We start from the raw sequence: 17542 nt of genomic DNA on the forward strand, positions 1-17542 counted from the left end.
GGAGATCAACGCTGCTACGGGACGAGTTCCTGGCGGGGCTGGAGCTTCACGGCCCACAGCCCGCTGAAGTACTCCGCGAAGAAGAGGTTCCCTTTGTGGATCTGCGGTCCCCAGGTGAAGGGCGCGTTCGCGACCACGCCGTCCGGATCGTACGCCATGTAGCGCGCGATCTCCCGGCCCTGCTCTCCCAGGTTCCCCTTCAGTTCCCCGGAGATGTCGAGGACGCGCAGCCCGCCGTTGTAGAACGCCGCGTAGAGCTTGTCGTCCTCGATCCACATATTGTGAGAGCCCGCCTCGGGGATCTCGTAGCGCGCGACCTCCTCGGGATTGTCGGGATCCGTGAAGTCCACCACGTGGATGTATCCGGACATGAACTGCGGCGTGCGCTCGGGATCCTGCCCGTCGAAGCCGGGCCGCCCCGCCTCGTCTCCCATGAATACGTAGAAGCGCCCCGTCGGACTCCGGTACGGGAACGCCGCGTGCGTCCGGCCGCCGATGTCGCGGAAGCGCGCGATCTCCACGGGGTTGGACGGAGACCCGCTGCGGTCGCCGCCTCCCACGTCGATGAGCACGACCCCGTCGCCCCAGTTCGAGGTGTAGGCGATCCCGTCCACGATCCAGATGTCGTGGATCGCGTGCCCCGGCGTGTCGAGTTCGAAGCGGCCCACGCGGTGCGGGCCAGCCGGATCCTCGATGTTGATGACGTCGAAGCGGCGCCCGTTGTTCACCGCGTAGACGTGATCCTCGTGGATGAAGAGGTTGTGCACGCCGCCCGTGAGTTCGTCGTCGAACACGGAGATCGTCGTCACGTCCCGCGGGTTCCGGCAGTCGAGGATGACGATCCCGTTGCGGCGGTTCGAGGCGCCCTCGCGCGAGATCACACAGATCTCCCCGTCCTCGCTCACCTTCACGTCGTTCGTCGTGCGCGCATCCACCACGACGGAATCCGTGAGGACGGGGCTCGCCGGATCCGTCACGTCCCAGAAGTAGACGGCCCCGGCCGCCGCGTGCGTGCCGGTGATCGCGTAGTCGCGCCCGTCGACGCCCTCCCACACCCACAGGTCCGACGTGCGCTCGTTGTTCACCTGTCCCTGCCCCACGAACGTCACTTCCTGCGAGGCGTGTCGCGCATGGATTTCAAGCGAGGTGCGCGCGGCGCGGCCCGGCACGTTGGCGACAATCGTGTAGACTCCGGGGAAGTACGCCACGAACCGGCCCTGTTCATCGATCTCCGCCGGGGGGATGTCCGCGGTCGCCTCGATCGCGGGATCCGACATCACGGTCCAGGTGACCGGCAGGTCGGCCACGGCGCCGCCCATCGCATCCTCGACCATCGCCTCGAAACGCACCACGTCGCCCGTCCGCGCCCGTTCCGCGCTTCCCGACACCGTCAGGCGCGCGGCGGGGTTCTCCCTGATTTCGTAGGCAACGTCCGCGGAGATGCCCTCCGCTTCCGCCCGCAGCACGACCGACCCCGGCGCGTGCGCCGTGAGAATGCCGAAGCGGTCCACGGTTGCGACGCCCTCGTCGGAGGTGGACCAGCGAAGCTCGCCGTCACGCTCGTCCTCGGCCGTGTCGAGCAGCCTGGCCCGGTGACGCGTCGCGACGCCGACATACGTCGAACCGCCCGAAGGCTTCACATCGATCCGGTCCAGCGGGGGGTAGGCCACGCTCACCATGGCCTCGCCGCGCAGGCCGCGCGCCGTCGCGACGATGGCGGAGATGAGAAACTCGCCGCCCTTCACTGCTCTCACCCGGCCGGTCGCGCGGTCCACGTCGATGCTTTGCCGCGCGCTCCCGCTCCGTCCGTCGGCGAAGGCGGGGAAGAAGAGGACCTGGGCGTCGATCACATTGCCTTCCGCATCCAGAACGCGGGCTTCCAGGATGGCCTCCTCTCCCAACTCGAGCGACAGGGCACCCGGCACGACCTCGACCGACACCGCCTCCTGCGCGGCAGCGGGAGCGCCGGTGGTCGAACCGAGAAGAACGAGAAGCGCGAGACGGGGGAGAATCGCCGGGTTGCGGTACATCATCGCTCCACCTTTGCCGTCGGAGTCCTTGCGTCGCGAGCGGTTGCAAGATGTCCGCCAAACAAGGGACGCCGCAAACAAGGTTGAGCTAGACAGCCTGGGCGATCGCTCCAAGTGCACGCTGGCGCTGCTTGGCGCCATCGTCGAGCACATCTTCCTTCGCTGCCATGATCGCGCCACGCACCAGATCACTCCTGGTGGCGCCCTCCGTAGCGACGGCGACCTCGCGCAACCAGGCAAGAAGCTCCGGCTGAACTCTCAAACGCAGATTCTTCCGGCACTTTCCCGTCGCCAATCGGCTGTTGGAGAGCGTACACAGCCAACGCACCATGTCGGCGTCGGAGGAGGCCAGGGTCAGGTAGTATCGAATAACCGCAGGAGCGAACTGCTTGGGCGCCGCGCGATAGTGGTCGGCAACAAGGTGAAGTACGTCGTCGAGTTCCCTGGGCATCCGGACGCTCATCACCTTCTCCTTCGTGGCGTCCCGCGCCGCTTTGAGTTTCGGCGTCGACTGGGCGGGCACCGTCAGAACTTCTCCGGTTTCGGCGTCCACGCCGACAAGAACGTTCCTGACCGTGGCGTTCGACTTCTCGAGTTCGACCGTTCGGTACTCGTAAACGATCTCGACGCGCCCGCGCTCCGGGGCCAGAGCGTATCCGCGGTCTCCCTCCCGCAAGATTTTCATGTCAGCCCCCTGCTCGATGAACGCTTATGAACATTGCCTTCCGGTCGTCCCGGTCGATCTCAACGAAGTACACCTTGATGTACCACCGTTCCCCGCGCACGGTTGGCGTAAACGTGTGCACCACCACGGATTGCGCCCAGTGGTGGGGCGATTCCCGGTAGTCTTCATCAGTGAACGTACTACGTTCGCAGTACGAAACCAAGAGGGCCTGCGGCGCACGCCACAAGCAGAGGAAGAAGCGAGATCAAGAGTGCGACGTACCTGCAGTCCTGGCGTCAGAAGAAACGAAGGACCTGGCCGGTCGCCCGTGTTCGTACGACGGCCTCGCAGCCGAGGTCACCCGGGTCGCCGAGTCAGTTCCCCCTTGGTCCGGCACACCTCTCGCCGGTAGACGCCCGCGCTCCCGGCTACGGAGCAGGTTCAGTAGCTGTGGGCGTGGACGCCCTGCACGGCGCGGCCCGAGGGGTCGGCCATGTCGGCGAAGGCGGGGTCCCAGGCGATCGCGGCGGGCGTGCTGCATGCGATGCTCGGACCCTCCGGGACGCAGCGCACGGCGGGCTCGCCGGGGAAGTGCGACGTGAAGATCGAGCGGTAGAGGTACGCTTCCTTCGTGAGCGGCGTGTTCGTGGGGAACCTCGCCGCCGCGCGGGCGAGCTGTCCGTCGCTGATCTCACCCTCGGCGATCTCCTTCAGGCTGTCGATCCAGGAATAGCCCACGCCGTCGGAGAACTGTTCCTTCTGGCGCCAGAGGATCTCGTCCGGGAGGAGTCCCTCGAACGCCTCGCGCAGGATGTGCTTCTCCATGCGCCCGTCCGCCGGCCGCTTCGACTCGGGGTCGAGCGCCATCGCGACGTCGAGGAACTCGCGGTCGAGGAAGGGGACCCGCGCCTCGACGCCCCACGCCGCCATCGACTTGTTCGCCCGCAGGCAGTCGTACTTGTGGAGCTGGTCGAGCTTGCGGACGGTCTCCTCGTGGAACGCCCGCGCGTCGGGAGCCTTGTGGAAGTAGAGGTAGCCCCCGAACACCTCGTCCGCGCCCTCCCCCGAGAGCACCATCTTGATCCCCATCGCCTTGATGCGGCGTGCCATGAGATACATCGGCGTGGAGGCCCGCACCGTCGTCACGTCGAACGTCTCCAAGTGCCGGATCACGTCGGAGACCGCGTCGAGTCCCTCCTGCGGCGTGTAGACGATCTCGTGGTGCACGGTGCCGATCGCGTCCGCCGCGGCGCGCGCCGCCTCCAGATCCGGGGCCCCCTCGAGTCCGATCGCGAAGGAATGGAGCCGAGGCCACCACGCCTCTTCCGTGTCGTCCGACTCGACCCGGCGGCGGGAGAACTTCATCGCCAGCGCCGAGATGATCGACGAGTCCAGGCCGCCCGAGAGGAGCACGCCGTACGGCACGTCCGACATGAGCTGCCGGTGGACGGCCTGCTCGAGCGAGTCCCGCACGAGGGCGGGGTCCGTCGGCCCCTCCGCCACGGCCTCGTATTCCCGCCACCCCGGCCGGTAGTACGGAACGGGCCGGCCATCGCCCTCGCGGCTATCGAGCATGTGGCCCGGCGGGAAGTCGTGGATCTCCGGGCAGGTGTCGATGAGCGCCTTCATCTCGGAGGCCACGTAAAAGCGCCCCTCCGCGTCGCGACCGGTGTAGAGCGGCATCACGCCAATGGGGTCGCGCGCGATCAGGTAGCGGTCGCGCGCCTCGTCGTAGAGGGCGAAGGCGAAGATTCCGCTCAGCTCGTTGAGCCACTCTGCAGGGTCGTCGGGCCGTCCCTCGTATAGCGCGAGGATGACCTCGCAGTCGGAGCGCGTGCGGAACGGATAGCCGCGCACCGCGCCCCGCTCCAGTTCCGCGTGGTTGTAGATCTCACCGTTGACCGCGAGCACCGCCGTGCGGTCGGGGCCGAACAGGGGCTGAGCCCCGCTCTCGACGTCGACGATAGAGAGCCGCTCGTGGGCAAGGATGGCCCGCTCGCCCGCATAGATGCCGCTCCAGTCCGGCCCGCGGTGTCGCTGGCGTCGCGAAAGGTCGAGCGCCCGGCGGCGGAGGCCCGCCGCGCCGGGTTCGATCTCGAAGATGCCGAGGACGGAACACATGGCCGAAAGCGCCCGCCCTCAGCTTGAGGGGGGCGCGCCGGCCCGGCGGTCGGACGGGCTGCTAGGGGACAAGTCGTTCTGTCCGCGGCTTCACGAGAAACAGTCCCTCGCGCCGGCTCGAGAGGATGATCGTCCCGCTCTCGAAGTACGGATAGACGCTCCACGTCCCGTCGAAGCCGGCCGCGTCCTCGCTCCAGGGCGTGGTGTCGAAGCTTCCTGCCTCCGTCGGGTTCTCGGGGTCGCTGATGTCGAGCACGCGCAGCCCCGCCCGATTGTTCGACATGTAGAGGCGGTCGCCGCGCACGTAGAGGTTGTGGTCCGTGACGCTCGTCGCGCTGTAGTACTCGCGGACGAGGAGGGGATCGTCGAGGTCGCGCAGATCCCACACGAGGGTCCGGGTCCGGTCCACCTGCCCGCTCACCTCGTCGAGTTCGTCGTTGGAGTAGAAGTAGGCGTGATCCTCCGTGAGCCAGCCCTGGTGCGCGTAGGCCACGTTCGGGTACTCCGCCCGCGCCACCGCGACCGGATTCGATTTGTCCGTGACATCCGCGATCGAGATCGCCGTTTCGTTCGCGTTCACGCAGATCTCGCGGCCCGCATAGTCTTCATCCGGTCCGTGGTAGACGACGCACTGGGTGTCGTGCGAGTTCCCGGTGTTGCGGCGACCGGTGTTCGGATGGGCGAAACAGCCGACGAACATAGGATTGAGCGGGTCGTTGATGTCGACGATGTGCGATCCGCCGCCACACGTCTCACCGCCGCCGGATGCGCCCACCAGGTAGGCGAAGCCCGTCTCCTCATTGATCGCGACGTTGTGGACGGAGGCGACGCCTTCGTACAGCGCGGTGGGCTCGAACTCTTGCGGCTCCGTGACGTCGCGCAGCTGTGTGAGGTCGAAAATCTGCATCCCGTGCTGTCCCGCCCCGTCGGCGACGACGAACATGTGGTCCATGAACACCTTCATGTCGCGCCACGTGTTGGACCGGCTCCCCGGCGTCTTGGCGAAGTTGCCGAGATACCGCGGGTTGAACGGATCCGTGACGTCGACGAACGCGATGCCGTCCATGCGGCCCACGAGCGCGTATTCCATCCCCGTCAAAGGATCGGTCCAGCCCCACACGTCGTTGAGGCGGATGCCGCGGGGGGCGCCGAGTTCTTCCCGCGGGATGAAGGAGAGGAGGTCCACGCGGTCGCAGTCGAAGCCCTCGGCGAGCCCCTCCTCGCAATCGATCTGGCCACCCGAGATCGAGGAAAGCCCGACCTGCTCGCTCACGAGCCGGACCAACCCGCTTGACCGGACATCCATGAGCACGGCGGACCCGGCTCCGAAGTCGTCCGCGGGCAGACCCGCGACCACGTGGCGGCTCCCCGCAGCCACCACGCGTCCCACCTGGACCGGTTCCCGACCCGGCATGTCGAACCCGGTTTCAACGGTCCAGCCGTCCTCGGAGCGTTCAAGCCGATACACGAGACCCGTGCCGGCGGCCAGGGGCGCGCCGACCCACGCGACATCGCCGTCCACGGCGAGCGCGGCGCCGAACGCGGTGGGGGCCTCGTTGTCCGGCGCCACGGTCCCTGCGGGCTGCCATTCCCCATCGGCGTTTCTCGCGAACCGGTGGATGGCGCCGAGCCCGGCGTCCTGACCGGCCGCGCCGACCAGCGCCTCGCCGCCGGCGAACGCGACCGCCGACCCGAAGGCGCGACCGCCCTCGCCGTCATCGCCGCCGAGCTGCGCGACGCGCTGCCAGCCCGCGCCCGCCTCGAAGCCGAAGAGGTACGCCTCGCCGCGCCGCTCGTCGACGAGCGGCGCGCCGACCAGCGCGAGGTCGCCGTCGAGTGCGATCGAGGCCCCGAATCCAGCCGGCGCGCCACCCGCAGGCAGATGCGCTTCCTCCTCCCAGCCCCCGTTCACGCGCCGGTAGGCAACGACGACGCCCGTCCCGCCGGGACCGTCCGAGGCGGCCACGAGGAGGTGCGTGTCTCCGGCAGCCAGCGCACGCCCGAACGCCTCCAGGCCCGGCGAGGAGATCTCTGCGGCATGCCGCCATTCGCCCGCCTCGCGCTCGAACACGTGGACGGCGCCCGCCCCTGGCGCGCCCACGAACAGGTGCGGACCGCCGGACGCCAGCGCGGCCCCGAAGCCATCTCGTACCGCCGCCTCCGGCGCGTACAGCGCCTGGACCTCCGTCCAGCGGCCATCCCGGAAGACGCGCACGCTTCCGGGCTCACGCTCGGAGGCAGGCTCCCCCACGAGAACTTCGCCCCCGCCCACGAGCACCGAACTGCCGAATCCCTGCGCGGCGAGCGCCGCGGGACCGACGATCGAGACCAGGACGGTGAAGGCGGCCAACGTGGCGGCCAACGTGGCGGCTGACGATCGGATCTTCATGACTGTGACCATGATCAAGGTCCTCCGGTTTCCAGCGATCCCGCGTACGCGGTGAACAGATCGTTGATGTAGTGGACGTCGCGCCCCTCGCGCGCCAGGTAGCTCGCGGCCACCGCGGCCCGCGCGCCGCTCAGGCAATGTACGAGCAGCGAACTGTTCGACGGCAGCCGGTCGGCGTAGTCGGGCAGCCGAGTATAGGACGCGTTCACCGCTCCGGGCAGGTGCGACGCCGCGTACTCCGATGCGTATCTCACGTCGAGGACATCGCCGGACCCATCTTCCGAGAGCCGGCTCGCCGCGTCGAGGTCGATCTCCGGGATCGCGGCCGCCTCCCCGCCGTCGTCAAAGTACCGTTGGAGCGTTTCGTGCTCCACAAAGCCCCTCACATCGTCGAACCCGATCCGGACCAGACGCCGCACCGCCCAATCGAGATCCGCTTCATCGATGACGAGCGTGACCGCCGCGCCCTCCGGCAGGACCGAGCCCGCCGCCGTGCAGAACGACTTCGTGAGCGGAACGTACACCGAGCCCGGGAGATGCCGCGCCATGAACGCCGACCGGTCCGGCCGCGTGTCGATGATGACATCCCGGGCGTTCGAACCCATCCGGGCGCGGGACGCCGCCTCCCGCGGCGCGACTCGCGGCGGCCGCGGAAGGCCGCCCAGCACCGGGGCCCCGTCACGGTTGTCCCGCTTCATACGGGCGAAGTACATCGGCGGCTCGGGCTGCCCTTCGAGGATGTGGGAGATGAACGCGTCCTCCCCTTTCAGCGCCGCCGCGATCGCCGGGCTGAAGCGTCGTTCGTACCCCACAGTTGTCTCCGGGACCGCCCCGAGCGCCTTCCCGCACGAAGATCCGGCACCGTGGGCCGGCCACACCTGCAGATAATCGGGCAGGTCGAGGAAGCTCCGCACCGAGCCGTACAGCCGGCGCGCGGCGGGCGTCATCGCTCCCGCGACGCGCGTCGCCGTCTCGAGCAGATCCGGCCGCCCGAGATCGCCCACGAAGACGAAGTCCCCCGAAAGGAGGCCCATGGGCTCGTCGGCCCCCGCGCCGCGGTCCGTGACGAGAAACGACAGGTGCTCCGGCGTGTGTCCCGGGGTATGCAGCGCCCGGAACTCGATCTCGCCGATCCGGAAGCCGTCGCCATCCCTGAGCGGCACGTGGTCGCAGGCCCCGTCGCGGGCCCACTCGTACCGCCACTCCGGGCCGCCCTCATCCGAGAGATAAAGCTGGGTCCCGAAGCCTTCGGCGAACTCCCTCGCGCCGGAGAGGAAATCGGCGTGAATGTGCGTCTCGGCCACGGCGACGATCCGCAGGTCTTCGCTCGCCGCCAGATCCACGTAGCGGTCGATGTCGCGCTGCGGATCGAAGAGGATCGCGTCTCCGGTACGCTGGCACCCGATCAGGTACGCGTACTGCGCGAGCGTGTCGTCGAAAACCTGTCGAAAGAACATCTCGTCGAAGCCGCCTCTCGGAGCCCTCTTTCGGGCCGGTCGCCGCTACGGGTCCGCGATGAGCCCCGCCAGCAACGCGACGCGCTCCACGGCCCGGTCGATCCACACGAACTCGTGTCGTGCATGGGCGCCGTCGCCCACGGCCCCCAGCCCGTCGAGCGTCGCTGTGTACTGGCTCGTCAAGTTACCGTCCGAGCCGCCGCCCGCCGATCCCTCCCGGAGTTCGAGGCCGATCTCGTCCGCTACCCGGAGCGCCCGCTCCCAGAGCGCGACGTTGCGCGGAGTCCGCTCCAGCGGCCCCCGGCCCGCCACCTGCGTGACCCTGATCCGCGTCCCCGGCACGGTGGGCTCCAGCCCGAACATCCCCTCGCGGATCCGGTCGGCCTCCGCGGCCGTCCACGCGCGTACGTCCACCTCGCAGTTCGCGCTCGCGGCGACCACGTTGGGACGCGACCCCCCTCCGATCAGGCCCACGTTCACCGTCGTCCCGGCGGCAGCGTCGCCCAGCCGGTCGATCTCCCGGACCGTGTGGGCAAGTTGGAGGATGGCCGACGCACCTTCTTCCGGGGCGAGTCCGGCGTGCGAGCTTCGCCCCCCGACCGCTACGTGGTACTGGCCGATCCCCTTGCGCCGCGTCTTGAGCCGGCCTCGCGGACCCAGCGCGGGTTCGAGCACGAAAGCCCGGGACGCGCCACGCGCCAGGTCGCGTATGAGCGGCTCGGACTCGGGGCTCCCGATCTCTTCGTCCGAGTTGATGACGAAGACGGGTGAGACGCCCGCGTCGAGCCCGACGTCCCGCAGCGCCCGCAGCGCGAACACGCCGATCGCGAGTCCGGTCTTCATGTCGAAGGCGCCGGGGCCCGAGAGGCGCCCGCCGGATACCCGCATGGGCATTTCCCGCAGTGTGCCGATGGGCCACACCGTGTCCATGTGCCCCACGAGAAGCTGTGCCCCGCCCTCCGCGGGCCCATACGCCGCAGCCCGTCCGCCCGCCGCCCCGGGGCCCCGCGCCAGCAGGTGGCCGCCGCTCGCCTGTCCCGGGATGTGCTCCACCTCCAGGCCGATGTCGTCCAGGGTTTCCGTGAGGATCGCGCGGATCCCGCGCTGGGCCTCCGGTTCGGTGGAAGGGGATTCCTCGAGCACGAGTTGGGAGATGAAGTCGACGAACTCGTCGCGCAGTTCGGCCATTCGGCCGCTCACGGCCTGCGCGGGCGTGTTACCGTTCGCGCCGGAGCCGGTCACGCGCCGCCCTCGCCTTCTCCGTCGTCCGCTTGCAGCACGCCCTCGATCAGCGTCCGATGGGCCTGGTATTCGGGGAGATCGGGAATTCCTCCCGCCTCCTCCACCCCGGCCCGGATTCGGTCCCTGAACGCCTCCGCCGTGTCCGCGTCCCCCTCGAAGTCGGCTGCGCGCGCCGCGAGCAGGAGTCCGAGCAGGTGCTCCGGTTCCGCGGCGAGGATCTCATCCGCCATTTCCCGGGCGAGGCCTGACTCTCCCATGAGGAGACGGAGGAGGCCGACGTGGAACCGGGAGTCCGCATCGGTCTCTTCCGGGGGGACGGCGTCGTACGCCTGCAACGCCATGTCGATGAAGAAGGCGGCGCGCTCGAAGTCGCCGCCCTCGTGTTCCCGCATCACGCGCTCGAAGAGCCGGTCCGCGACCCCGCGCGGGCCCATGGCGGCGAGTTCCTCCATGCTCGGCATGCCGGCTCCCGCCGCAGCGCCCCCCGACGGGGCCGGCGCGGCGGCGCCCGGCACCTCGCCCGGGAGCCCGCCGGTCATCGTCATGTCTCCGATCCGCGTCACGCTTCCGCGCTGGACGAGCACCGCGATCATCACCGAGAAGGCCACGAGCGCGAGGCCGGAGAGGACCCACGGGAGCAGGGCCGAGCGCGGCTTGCGCGGCGGAGCGCCCACGGGCGCACCGCATGCCGTGCAGTAGAGCGCATCCTGCCGGAGCGGCGCCTGGCAGACCGGACAGCGCGCGCGCTGAACGAGCGGGGCACCGCACTCTGCGCAGAAATTGCCCGATGCAGGGCTCCCGCAGCGCGGGCACGGCACAGCCCCGCTCATTGGGACCGGTAGGCCCGGTCGCCGAGCCCCATGGTCGTTTCGTGCTCTTCGCCGTCGGCCAGATGGCGCGGCGGCCGCACACATGTCCTCACGTTGCTGTTCCCCGTCTTCAGCGTCGACTTCGGGTTTGCTGTCGGCTCTGTTCGATGATGGGCGCGCAAGCTCGCCGCGCAACGACGGGATGTCCACCTGCCCGGCCGGAAACGAACCGGCGCGGAACCCGATCGACGCTTCCCGTGGCAGGGTTGGCGCGGAGGGTGCATCTTGCGGGGCATTCTGCCGGATGGTCTTCGAAGGCGAGGGAACGTTGAGACGGAAACTCTGGATGCTGGCGGGGCTCGGGGCGATCGCCGTGGCGATCACGGTGCTCGCGGCGGGCGGGTTGAACGAGAACATGGTGTTCTTCCTCACGCCCGCGGAGCTCGAGGCCCGCGGAGTCGAGGTCGTGGATCAGCCGATTCGGCTCGGGGGCCAGGTCAAGCCGGGGAGCGTGGACTGGAACCCGGAGGCCGCCGAACTGCGCTTCGTCATCGGCGAAGGGGAGATCGAGATCTCCGTCGAGAGCACGGGTGCGCCCCCCGCCATGTTCCAGCCGGGGATGGGCGTCGTCGTCGAGGGGGCCTACGGGGAGGATCACGTCTTCCGTGCGACGAACCTGATGGTTAAACACTCGAACGAGTACGCCCCTCCGGAGCACGCGGGCGACGCGGGCCAGGTCTACAAGTCCCTCCTCGAAAACTCCTGAGACCTGGTGATGACCCGGTGAAGCCGCACGGGGCCGCCGTATGCTGAGCACGCTCGGCTACGCGTCCGTCATCGCGGCGCTCCTGGCTGCCGCGGTGGCCACGGCCGCCGGCGGCTGGGCCGGGCTGTCCCGCTCCGGCGGCGAGGTGTCCGCGGCGCTGGGCCGCCGCGCCGCCTACTTTGCCTTTTTTGCGATGTTCGGCGGCATGCTCGTGATGGAGATCGCCCTCCTCACGCACGACTTCAGCGTCGAGTACGTGGCGCGCGTGGGGAGCCGCGAGACGCCGACCTACTACACCGCGATCTCGCTCTGGAGCAGTCTCGAGGGATCGATCCTCTTCTGGGGCTGGATCCTCGCCGGCTACGGCGCGCTCTTCGCCTTCACCCGGCGCCGGGAGTTCGGGGCGCTGCGGGCGGCCGGGGAACCGCTGACCGCGCTCGGCGGCGGACTCGCACACGGCCTCCGCACCACCCCGCTCGTCATCGGCGTCATCGGCGTCGTCCAGCTCTTCTTCTTCGGACTCCTGGCGGGGGCGGCGAACCCGTTCGGCATCGTGGACCCGGCGCCGGCGAACGGCCCCGGACCCAATCCCCTCCTCCAGAATCACCCGCTCATGGGCCTGCACCCGCCCATGCTCTACTTCGGGTTCGTGGGGATGACGGTCCCCTTCGCCTTCGCGATCGCGGCGCTGCTCCGGGGGAACGTCGAGGCGCGCTGGCTCCGGGACGCACGCCGCTGGATGGTCGCGGCGTGGGCCTTCCTCACGATGGGGATCATCGGCGGCGGCTGGTGGTCCTACGAGGTCCTGGGCTGGGGCGGCGCGTGGGCGTGGGATCCGGTGGAGAACGCCTCCTTCCTCCCCTGGCTAACGGCGACCGCCTTCCTGCACTCCGCGATGGTCCAGGAGCGGCGGGGGATGCTGAAGACGTGGAACCTCACGCTGATGATCGGGACGTTCCTCCTCACCCTGTTCGGGACGTTTCTCACCCGGTCGGGCGTCATCGACTCCGTGCACGCCTTCACGGAGGGCGTCATCGGGCCCGTGTTCCTCGCCTTCATCGCCGTCGTGGCGATCGCGTCGCTCGCGCTCATCGGCTGGCGGGGCAACCGGCTGCGGGCGCCGGGGCAGGTGGAGAGCCCCGCCTCGCGCGAATCCGCCTTCATCCTCAACAACCTCCTCCTCGTCGGGTTCACCTTCACGGTCCTCCTGGGCACGATGTGGCCGCTCGTCGTGGAGGCGCTCAGGGGGGACCGGATCAGCGTGGGGCCGCCGTATTTCGACCAGGTCGCGAGTCCGATCGGGCTGGCGCTCATCTTCCTGATGGGGGTGGGGCCGGCGCTCCCGTGGCGGCGCGCGGGGCGGAAGCATCTGGAGCGGTCGTTCGCGTGGCCGGCCATCATCGGCGCCGCGGCCGGGCTCATCGCCTTCACGCTCGGCATCGGATACTTCCTCCCCATCCTCACGATCGCCTTCGCCGCCTTCGTGCTCACGACGATCGCGGAGGAGTTCCGGAAGGGGATCGCCGCGCGGAGGAGGATCGCGGAACGGTCGTATCTCGGGGCGCTACGGGATCTCTTTTCGCGCACGGGCCAGCGCTACGGCGGCTACGTCGTGCACGTCGGCGTCATCGTCATTGCGCTCGCGATCTCCGTCTCGTGGACGTGGAAGAGCGAACGGGAGATGACGCTCCGGCCCGGAGAGCGGCTCGCGATCAAGGACTACGAGGTGGAGCTCATCGAGGTGTGGGCGAGCGAGGAACCGCACCGCTTCGTCATCGGGGCAACCTTCGCGGCCTACCGCGATGGACGGGGGATCGGGGAGGAACGGCCCCGAATCAACTTCTACAAGGCCACGGGACAGAACATTGCGACACCCGCCGTGAAGAGTTCGCTCACGAGCGATCTCTATCTCACGCTGATGGCGGTGGACCCGGAGGGCGGGGACCACGCGACGGTACGGGCGATCGTGAACCCGGGGATCGTATGGCTCTGGATCGGGGGGATGATCATGGGCGTGGGCGCCCTGATCGCGATCTGGCCGTGGGGCCGCAGCCGGGTGCGGGCCGCGGGGGCCGAACTGCTCGCCGATCCGGCGGCCGCGGCATGAGGGGCTGGTGGCGGTGGGCCCTGCCCGCGGCGGCCCTGCCCGTCCTGGCGCTCCTCTACTGGGGGCTGGGGCAGGACCAGCGGCGGCTTCCCTCCGCCCTCGAGGGACGCGAGGCGCCCGCGTTCCGGCTCGCGAACCTCTACAGTCCGAGCGATTCGGTGAGCCTGAGCGACTTCGAGGGCAAGGTGGTCGTGCTCAACTACTGGGCTTCGTGGTGCATCCCGTGCATCAGCGAACACCCGGTGCTCGTCCGGATGCGCGAGACGTACGACCCGGAGGAGGTCGCGCTGATCGGCGTCCTTTTCCAGGACACGCCGGAGAACGGGATGCGCTTCATCGAGGAACTGGGCGGGGAGTGGCCGCTCGTCACGGATCCGGGGAGCCTGACCGCGATCGAATACGGCGTGTACGGGGTGCCCGAGACGTATTTCATCGGTGCCGACGGCGTCGTCGCGCTGCGGCACGATCTCGCGGTGACGTGGGACCTCGTCGAGCGGAACGTGGACTCGCTGCTCGTCGCCCGGCGCAGCGGCATCGGGGCGGGAAGCTGATGCGTCTCGCATACGCCGCGGCCATGCTCGCCGTGACCGGGATGGCCTCTGGAGCGGCGTCCTCCGCCGCCCAGACCGTCGACGGGGCCCTCGACGGTGTCGAACGCCCGGCCGCCCCGGGGGACCCGATCCGCAGCGCCCAAATCGACCAGCAAACGGCGGAGATCGGCGCCACGCTTCGCTGCCCCATCTGCCGCCAGCAGTCCGTCGCGGAGTCCTCGTCCCGTATCGCGCGCGAAATGCAGGATGTGATCCGCACGATGCTCATGGAGGGCCGCACCCACGCGGAGATCGAGGCCTACTTCGTGGAGGCGTACGGCCCCTGGATCCTCCTCAAGCCCCGGGCCGAGGGGATGAACCTCTTCGTCTACGCCGGGCCCGGTCTGGCCTTCCTGCTCGGCGGGTTAGTCGTCGCGCGCCGCATCCGGCGAGGCCGGAGTCGTGACGAGGAAGCGCACGAGGAGCCCGCAACGCCGGACCACCTGCGGAAGGCCGACCGCCGCTGGATCGAGGCTGCGATCAAGGAATCCTGAGACGGCTCAAGCCTCCAGTTGCTGGCGCAGGACGGTCTGGAGGATGCCGCCGTTGCGGTAGTAGTTCACCTCGACCTCCGTATCCAGCCGCGCGATGGCCTCGAAGCGCACCTCCGATCCGTCGTCGGAGACCGCGATCACCGGGATCGGGTCCTTCGGCCGCAGCCCGTCCGCGATCCCCTCGATGCGGAAGGTCTCGTTGCCGGTGAGTCCCAGCGTCTCGGCCGTCTCCCCTTCCCGGAACTGAAGGGGCAGGATCCCCATCCCGATGAGGTTCGAACGGTGGATGCGCTCGTAGCTCACGGCGATGACGGCCTGCACGCCCTGCAGGAAGGGGCCCTTGGCCGCCCAATCGCGGCTCGACCCGGATCCGTAGAGCGCGCCGCCGATGACGATGGTGGGCGTCCCCTCCTCCCGGTAGCGCGTCGCCGCATCGAAGATCGTCATCTGCTCGCCGCTCGGAACGTGGCGCGTGAAGCCGCCCTCCACCCCCGGCACCATCAGGTTCCGCAGCCGGATGTTCGCGAACGTCCCCCGCATCATCACTTCGTGGTTTCCGCGGCGGGCCCCGTATGAGTTGAAGTCGCGGAGCGCGACGCCGTGCGCCCTCAGGTAGTCCGCGGCCGGCGACGTCGGCGCGATCCCCCCGGCGGGCGAGATGTGGTCCGTGGTCACCGCGTCGCCGAGGAGGGCGAGACAGCGGGCTCCCTCGATGTCCGCAGGGGCGGCGGCCTCCTTCGACATCCCGGCGAAGAAGGTCGGCTGGCGCACGTAGGTCGAGGCCTCATCCCACGCGAAGCGGTCGCCCACGGGGATCTCCAGCGCGTTCCAGCGCTCGTCGCCGGCGTACACCTCCGCGTACTTGGCCCGGAACATCTCCGTCTTCACGGCGGTGCGGACGGCTTCGTTGATCTCGTCCTGGCTCGGCCAGATGTCGCGCAGGAAGATCTCCTCGCCCCGGTCGTTCGTCCCCAGCGGCTCGCTGTACAGGTCGATGTCCATCCGGCCCGCGAGCGCGTACGCGACGACGAGGGGGGGCGAGGCGAGGTAGTTGGCTCGCGAATCGGGACTGATGCGGCCCTCGAAGTTCCGGTTCCCGGAGAGGACGGAGCAGGCGACGAGATCGTTCTCCCGGATCGCGCCCGAGATCTCGGCCGGGAGCGGTCCGGTGTTCCCGATGCAGGTCGTGCAGCCGTAGCCGACGACGTGGAAGCCGAGCTGCTCGAAGTACGGCATGAGGCCGGCTTCATTGAGGTATTCCGTCACGACCATCGAGCCGGGAGCGAGACTCGTCTTCACCCACGGACGCTGCCTGAGTCCCGACTCGACGGCCTTCCGGGCCAGGAGGCCCGCTCCGACCATGACGGACGGATTCGACGTGTTCGTGCAACTCGTGATCGCGGCGATGACCACCGAACCGTCGTGAAGGGAGAACTCGTGCGACTCGCCCTGTTCGTTCGTCAGGCGCACGGCGACGCCGGCCGGCGCTTCGGCCACCGCCACGCCGCCGTCCCCCGTATCGCCGGACCAGCCCGTCATCTGCGTGAGGCCGCCGCCCCCGGCGCCCGGCCCCTTCAGCCCGTCGAGCGCCTCCAGGAAGCGCGGCTTGCTCTCCGACAGCGGCACGCGCTGCTGCGGCAGCTTCGGGCCCGCGATCGCCGGTTCCACCGTGGAGAGGTCCAGCTCCACGTGGTCGCTGTATTCCGCCGGCGGCGTGTCCGCATCGTGGAAGAGGCTCTGGGCCCGCGCGTAGGCCTCAACGAGCGCCACCTGCTCGCCGGAGCGGCCCGTGAAGCGAAGGTACGCGAGCGTCTCCGCGTCGATGGGGAAGATCGCGCAGGTGGAGCCGAACTCGGGGGACATGTTGCCGAGCGTCGCCCGGTCCGCGAGCGACAGGCCGGCGAGGCCCGGTCCGTAGAACTCGACGAATTTGCCGACGACGCCGGCGCTGCGGAGAACCTCTGTCACCCGCAGGACGAGGTCCGTCGCGGTGGCGCCGTCCGGGAGCCGGCCGCGGAGCCGGAAACCGAGCACGCGCGGGACGAGCATGGAGAGCGCCTGCCCCAGCATCGCCGCCTCCGCCTCGATGCCGCCCACGCCCCATCCGAGGACGCCGAGGCCGTTCACCATCGTCGTATGGCTGTCCGTGCCGACGACGGTGTCGGGATAGGCCGCGCGCTCGCCTCCCGTCGCGTCGTCGAACACGACCCGGGCCAGGTACTCGAGGTTCACCTGGTGCACGATCCCCGTCCCGGGCGGGACGACCTTGAAGTTGTCGAACGCCGTCTGGCCCCAGCGGAGGAAGGCGTAGCGCTCGTGGTTCCGCTCGAATTCCCGCTCCGCGTTGATGAGGAACGACCGCGCGGAGCCGAACGAGTCCACCTGCACGGAGTGGTCGATGACGAGTTCGCACGGCATCAGCGGGTTGATCGAGGCGGGGTCGCCGCCCAGTTCCGCCATTGCGTCGCGCATCGCGGCCAGATCCACGACGGCGGGCACGCCGGTGAAGTCCTGGAGGAGCACGCGCGCGGGCCGGAAGGAGAGTTCCCGCCCCGGCGTGGCCTGCGCATCCCAACCCGCGATGGCGGCGATGTCCTCCGCCGTCACCGACTGTCCGTCCTCGTGCCGGACCAGGTTCTCCAGCACGATCTTGATCGAGAACGGAAGACGCGACAGGTCGCTCGCGGTGGCGGAGGCGACGGCTCGCAGATCGCGGATCGCGACGGGGCCGCCGTGAGCGTCCAGTGAAGCGCGGGCGCCGAACGAATCGAGCTGCGGAAGGTTGGACATGGTGGACCTCATCGAGACCGCGAAGGGTTTGTTCCTCTGTGGGCAACGTATCGAACCCGAGGCCTCGGATCGACCGGAGAGCG

General features: G+C 69.4%; 12 protein-coding genes. 4 read left to right on the forward strand and 8 right to left on the reverse strand.

Annotated features, from left to right (window positions below):
- Positions 1-14 precede the first annotated feature (14 nt).
- The 7 genes from RN729_RS02530 to RN729_RS02560 all read right to left on the reverse strand — a co-directional run bounded on the left by RN729_RS02530 (position 15) and on the right by RN729_RS02560 (position 10577).
- A complete protein-coding gene (locus RN729_RS02530) occupies positions 15-2030 on the reverse strand; it encodes an Ig-like domain-containing protein (RefSeq protein WP_310782085.1) in 2016 nt (671 codons plus the stop codon).
- A gap of 88 nt (positions 2031-2118) precedes the next feature.
- On the reverse strand, positions 2119-2715 hold the full coding sequence (locus RN729_RS02535; RefSeq protein ID WP_310782087.1) for a hypothetical protein: 597 nt from the start codon (positions 2713-2715) through the stop codon (positions 2119-2121).
- A 420-nt stretch (positions 2716-3135) separates the two neighbouring features.
- The gene (asnB, locus tag RN729_RS02540) at positions 3136-4815 is read right to left on the reverse strand and encodes an asparagine synthase B (RefSeq protein WP_310782089.1); all 1680 of its coding nucleotides are present in this window, start codon (positions 4813-4815) and stop codon (positions 3136-3138) included.
- 61 nt (positions 4816-4876) lie between these two features.
- The gene (locus RN729_RS02545; protein WP_310782199.1) at positions 4877-7216 is read right to left on the reverse strand and encodes a choice-of-anchor B family protein; all 2340 of its coding nucleotides are present in this window, start codon (positions 7214-7216) and stop codon (positions 4877-4879) included.
- A gap of 2 nt (positions 7217-7218) precedes the next feature.
- Positions 7219-8661, reverse strand: a complete 1443-nt coding sequence (locus RN729_RS02550) for an MBL fold metallo-hydrolase (RefSeq protein WP_310782090.1) — start codon at positions 8659-8661, stop codon at positions 7219-7221.
- A gap of 45 nt (positions 8662-8706) precedes the next feature.
- Entirely contained in the window at positions 8707-9903 is a 1197-nt protein-coding gene (locus RN729_RS02555; RefSeq protein WP_310782091.1) for a M20 family metallopeptidase, read from the reverse strand.
- Entirely contained in the window at positions 9900-10577 is a 678-nt protein-coding gene (locus tag RN729_RS02560) for a hypothetical protein (protein ID WP_310782092.1), read from the reverse strand. The genes RN729_RS02555 and RN729_RS02560 overlap by 4 nt, the downstream gene beginning before the upstream one ends.
- A gap of 463 nt (positions 10578-11040) precedes the next feature.
- On the opposite strand from RN729_RS02560, the gene RN729_RS02565 reads away from it, so the two are divergent.
- From RN729_RS02565 to RN729_RS02580, 4 genes are read left to right on the forward strand one after another with little or no spacing between them, the layout of a single operon-like run.
- On the forward strand, positions 11041-11478 hold the full coding sequence (locus RN729_RS02565) for a cytochrome c maturation protein CcmE (RefSeq protein ID WP_310782094.1): 438 nt from the start codon (positions 11041-11043) through the stop codon (positions 11476-11478).
- Positions 11479-11518: 40 nt separating this feature from the next.
- Positions 11519-13585: a heme lyase CcmF/NrfE family subunit gene (locus tag RN729_RS02570; RefSeq protein ID WP_310782096.1), complete on the forward strand. Its 2067-nt coding sequence runs from the start codon at positions 11519-11521 to the stop codon at positions 13583-13585.
- Entirely contained in the window at positions 13582-14136 is a 555-nt protein-coding gene (locus tag RN729_RS02575; protein WP_310782098.1) for a redoxin domain-containing protein, read from the forward strand. Before RN729_RS02570 ends, RN729_RS02575 begins: the two co-directional genes overlap by 4 nt.
- On the forward strand, positions 14136-14669 hold the full coding sequence (locus RN729_RS02580) for a cytochrome c-type biogenesis protein (RefSeq protein WP_310782100.1): 534 nt from the start codon (positions 14136-14138) through the stop codon (positions 14667-14669). The genes RN729_RS02575 and RN729_RS02580 overlap by 1 nt, the downstream gene beginning before the upstream one ends.
- 6 nt (positions 14670-14675) lie before the next feature.
- On the opposite strand, the gene acnA is transcribed toward RN729_RS02580, so the two are convergent.
- A complete protein-coding gene (gene acnA / locus RN729_RS02585) occupies positions 14676-17459 on the reverse strand; it encodes an aconitate hydratase AcnA (protein WP_310782102.1) in 2784 nt (927 codons plus the stop codon).
- Positions 17460-17542: the final 83 nt, after the last annotated feature.

The sequence above is a fragment of the Candidatus Palauibacter polyketidifaciens genome (genome assembly GCF_947581785.1).
Lineage (GTDB): Bacteria > Gemmatimonadota > Gemmatimonadetes > Palauibacterales > Palauibacteraceae > Palauibacter > Palauibacter polyketidifaciens.

Coding starts and splice junctions, on each gene's coding strand:
- RN729_RS02545 (WP_310782199.1), bottom strand. CDS start 7,216: ATGGTCACAGTCATGAAGATCCGATCGTCAGCCGCCACGTTGGCCGCC.
- RN729_RS02570 (WP_310782096.1), top strand. CDS start 11,519: ATGCTGAGCACGCTCGGCTACGCGTCCGTCATCGCGGCGCTCCTGGCT.
- RN729_RS02580 (WP_310782100.1), top strand. CDS start 14,136: ATGCGTCTCGCATACGCCGCGGCCATGCTCGCCGTGACCGGGATGGCC.
- asnB (WP_310782089.1), bottom strand. CDS start 4,815: ATGTGTTCCGTCCTCGGCATCTTCGAGATCGAACCCGGCGCGGCGGGC.
- RN729_RS02575 (WP_310782098.1), top strand. CDS start 13,582: ATGAGGGGCTGGTGGCGGTGGGCCCTGCCCGCGGCGGCCCTGCCCGTC.
- RN729_RS02550 (WP_310782090.1), bottom strand. CDS start 8,661: ATGTTCTTTCGACAGGTTTTCGACGACACGCTCGCGCAGTACGCGTAC.
- RN729_RS02535 (WP_310782087.1), bottom strand. CDS start 2,715: ATGAAAATCTTGCGGGAGGGAGACCGCGGATACGCTCTGGCCCCGGAG.
- RN729_RS02530 (WP_310782085.1), bottom strand. CDS start 2,030: ATGTACCGCAACCCGGCGATTCTCCCCCGTCTCGCGCTTCTCGTTCTT.
- acnA (WP_310782102.1), bottom strand. CDS start 17,459: ATGTCCAACCTTCCGCAGCTCGATTCGTTCGGCGCCCGCGCTTCACTG.